The 3536-nt window shown below is 37.9% G+C and carries 3 protein-coding genes and 1 pseudogene; all 4 read right to left on the minus strand.

The features are described from left to right. Positions 1 to 390: 390 nt before the first annotated feature. The 4 genes and pseudogenes from Hs30E_RS10640 to Hs30E_RS10655 all read right to left on the minus strand — a co-directional run bounded on the left by Hs30E_RS10640 (position 391) and on the right by Hs30E_RS10655 (position 3295). Entirely contained in the window at positions 391 to 1782 is a 1392-nt protein-coding gene (locus Hs30E_RS10640; RefSeq protein ID WP_172209909.1) for a Cof-type HAD-IIB family hydrolase, read from the minus strand. A 157-nt stretch (positions 1783 to 1939) separates the two neighbouring features. Further along, a complete protein-coding gene (locus Hs30E_RS10645; protein WP_172209910.1) occupies positions 1940 to 2794 on the minus strand; it encodes a zeta toxin family protein in 855 nt (284 codons plus the stop codon). Position 2795: 1 nt separating this feature from the next. Continuing rightward, on the minus strand, positions 2796 to 3068 hold the full coding sequence (locus tag Hs30E_RS10650) for an antitoxin (protein WP_172209911.1): 273 nt from the start codon (positions 3066 to 3068) through the stop codon (positions 2796 to 2798). Positions 3069 to 3085: 17 nt separating this feature from the next. Further along, positions 3086 to 3295, minus strand: a pseudogene (locus tag Hs30E_RS10655) (peptide-binding protein). Positions 3296 to 3536: the final 241 nt, after the last annotated feature.

The raw sequence follows: 3536 nt of genomic DNA on the forward strand, positions 1-3536 counted from the left end.
CTAAAATCAAAACCTTTAAGTGTATGGCTCAGAAATATCGTAATCGAAGAAAGAGGCACTTACTTCGTGCGTCCTTAATTTGTGGTATTATCAATTTCGAAATTTAATTTCGGGAGAAGTCTAATGTCGTTTGGCGCGAAAGGCATTCGCATTCCCGAGGACATCAGTGTTTCCCAATACATCACCCCTTAACAACCGTCAAATGTTTACACCGAAGAAGCAGGCGAAATCGGTGTCGAAATCGGTCACAATCGAATCAGCAATCCGTCAATTTATCGCCGAATTATGCTGAGTTCTGACATTGTTGAAAGACGCTCTGTATGTGAAATTGATGCCTAATTTGATAATAAAAACACTTGAATTTCGACTGATTTCAAGTGTTTTTTTCCTTTATTTCTTCTCAAACTTACTAATCGCCACGCGAATTTGCCTTTGTAATTCCTTGTCAATTTTCTTTTCAGGTGCAAAATCGTGTGCCCAATTATCTGGTTTCAGAATTTTATGCGTTTCAGAATCAAAATGTGGCTTACCGTCTGGGAATATTTTGCCCATATTGGCATCATGAACAGCATTAAAAATCTCATAGGGATCGACACCCATGAGCGCAAAACTGCCGTAAGTGAAATAGAGTAAGTCCAAAAGGGCATCAACTTCGCCAATCAAAACGCTATCATACTGCGTGTTTTTCGTCTCAATTTTCTTGACAGCCCTATCAATTGAGTGGTGCAAATCAGCAGTTAAATCGGCAAAGACCGCCGAATCGCCATCACTTGCAGCATGGAGAAATTCAACAATTTCTTCGACTTTAAAACCAGCGCGATGTCCCGCCTCATCAGGCTGATAAACACGTGGCATCTCTTGCGTGCGACCGTCCATTAGCGCATGAAAAGCCTTGACTTTATTGAATGACTCATCTTTACTTAAGAAAGATTTAGCATTTTTCAGATTGATTAAGCCATAGTGCGCAAGTGCCTTGGCAATACCGTCAGCATTGTTGGTGTCCGTCACATAATTTGCGCGTTTCTTAACCAGCGGAGTCGCATTTCCCATGGCAATGCCGAAACCAACGCCTGCAAGCATTTCTAGGTCATTGTCAGAATCGCCAAAAGCCATTGTTTCAGCCAAAGTAAAGCCGAACTTCTGAGCAACTTTCTCAATACCTTTGATTTTCGAGTTACCATGCGTGACAATATCCGCCGAATAAGGATTACTTCGTGTGACTGTGATGTCAGGAAAATCAAGCGCAAAACTATCTGTTTCATGCTCAGAAGCAATCATCATCACTTGGTAAATCGGCTGACGAATATCTGCTGTCAAATCATTTGATTGCGGTTTGATTTTACGAACAATTTTTTTAAAATTGGCTGTCGCAGCCTTGGACAGTTTTTCAGGCAAGAGCCCCGCAAGGACTTGTCCCGTCTTACTTTCACCAAATTTCATAAGACCTGACCCCTTGACACCATTAGCCCCACCAAGTGAAATATCAACATGATTTTCTTGCGCATAGGTTAAAATTCGACGCAAACTACTCTTGTCAATCGGTGTCGTGTCAATCGTCTCTTCAAGCGTGAAGATGTACTGACCATTGTAAGTCACGGCAAAATCAAGGCGCAAATTTTCGAGCAATGGCATAACAAAAGAAGGACCACGACCTGTCGCAAGCCCAACCAAGATACCTTTTCTGCGCATTTCGTCAATACTCCTTTTGGTCGAAGCCGCAATACCACGCGTACCCGTGAAAAGTGTGCCGTCTAAGTCAAAAAATACCGCTTTGATGTCCATAATCAGCCTCCAAACTTGAATCTTCTACTCTTATTATACCTAAATTTCTTGAAATTTGATAAAATTTAGGTTGAATAACCAAAAGTCTGGGACAAAAGTCGAAAATTAGCTAAATTATGCTAATTTTCGACTTTTGTCCCAGACTCCTTTTTAAAGTTTAAAGCCTTAGAAGTTTGGGTGTTTTGGTTATAGGTGGCTGCAAGCTTTCCAATTCTTGTTGAATCGCTTTAAATTCAGGGGCTTCTTGATGTTTATTTTGAACCATTTTTTGCTCTATTCGCTCTAAAATCGGTTGAATTTCTTTACCTGATACTTTACGATTTAATTCTCTTTCTAAGGTCTCTTTTGGACTGATAGAAGGCGTTTCTATACTTGAATAGAGTTTTATCCCTTCTCTGTTATATAGCCTTATATCGCTAAATAAGCCCATTTTATTAAGCGCTTCTAAATTGCTAGGTAAGCTTTCGACAACAATATCATGTGCTTGTTTCGGTGTTGCCCTAGCTGTCATTGGTTCATCTGCATACATGGTTTCATATCGTTCAATCGTTCCTAAATATGATTTAATTTTCGGTACTGCCATGACATACATTTTTGTTTCATAACCTTTTGCTTGAAGCATTGTTGCTGTTTGAATAGGAACGTCTATTGTTCGTCCTGTACCCTCAATCACTAAATTATATCCTTGATCGCTTAAACGGCTTATGAGCGCTTCTGTCATGCGATTAGAATACGGTGTAACGTGTTTTACTACGTCTTTTTCATAGAGTTTAACTAATTCATCAAAATTAGGGTGCTGTTGTTTGAAGGTATCATTATCAATGACAATAACATTCCCTTGTGTTTCTTCAAAAATCACCGATCGCAAACTGGTTTTTCCTGACCCTGGTTGCCCACCAAGTAAAAAAGCGGTTGGCGATCCAACCGCTTTTTTCCCTTGAACCAATTCTTCTAAATTATCATTTAAGCGATTCTCAAATTGTTTGTCAGTAAAATCGACTATATTTGCCATATTAAGCCACTTTCTCTTTATTCAAAACTTGTTTTGAATAAAGATTCATTGATCGCCAATACTCATGAACGGCTTGTAATTCTTCTAAAGAATAATCGAAAAGATTTACACGTTTTGCAAGCTTCAATTGGTTTAATAAATTGACTTCCAATAATTGAGAGTCATTTTTATTTAATTCATAATTCAAAACATAGTTTAATACTCGGTTATACACGCTTGCCGATAATTCGTTAATGATCTCTATTTCAAACGTTTTTTCATACGTAACTGCCATTTCATTTTCACTCCTTTTTAAAGTTTATCAGGTAAATATTTCCGTATATATTCTTCTATGGCTTGATCCTTAACTTCTTTTACGTTTCCGCCATTCTTTGCTGTTTCAATTTTTATGATAGGATGCAAGTCACCACGAACACGAACCGTCTTATCTCCCTATTATATCTTTTTTGCGCTGATTGGTGTATTATTTCGCTTTGCTTTTTGTGCGCCTAAATTTCCCACAATCTCTCACTTCTTTCTACTTTCTTCTTACATCTATTCTATCATCATTAATCACAAATCACAAGTGATTTGTGATTCTATTCTTCTTCATATCATTCGAAAGTGATAATGTCTTAAGTAGGTCGAAACATAAAATGTCCCAAATGTTAAACTAATACTTATGAAAAGGATATTACTCACTGTGAATGAATTGAAAAAGTATCGTGTTATCAAGTTGGTAAGAAAAAGAAGCAACGTGCTA

The organism is Pseudolactococcus hodotermopsidis, assembly GCF_011170085.1.
Classification (GTDB): Bacteria; Bacillota; Bacilli; order Lactobacillales; family Streptococcaceae; genus Pseudolactococcus; species Pseudolactococcus hodotermopsidis.

Excerpts from the sequence above, each read along its gene's own strand:
- Hs30E_RS10640 (WP_172209909.1), bottom strand. The coding sequence starts at position 1,782 with ATGGACATCAAAGCGGTATTTTTTGACTTAGACGGCACACTTTTCACG.
- Hs30E_RS10645 (WP_172209910.1), bottom strand. The coding sequence starts at position 2,794 with ATGGCAAATATAGTCGATTTTACTGACAAACAATTTGAGAATCGCTTA.
- Hs30E_RS10650 (WP_172209911.1), bottom strand. The coding sequence starts at position 3,068 with ATGGCAGTTACGTATGAAAAAACGTTTGAAATAGAGATCATTAACGAA.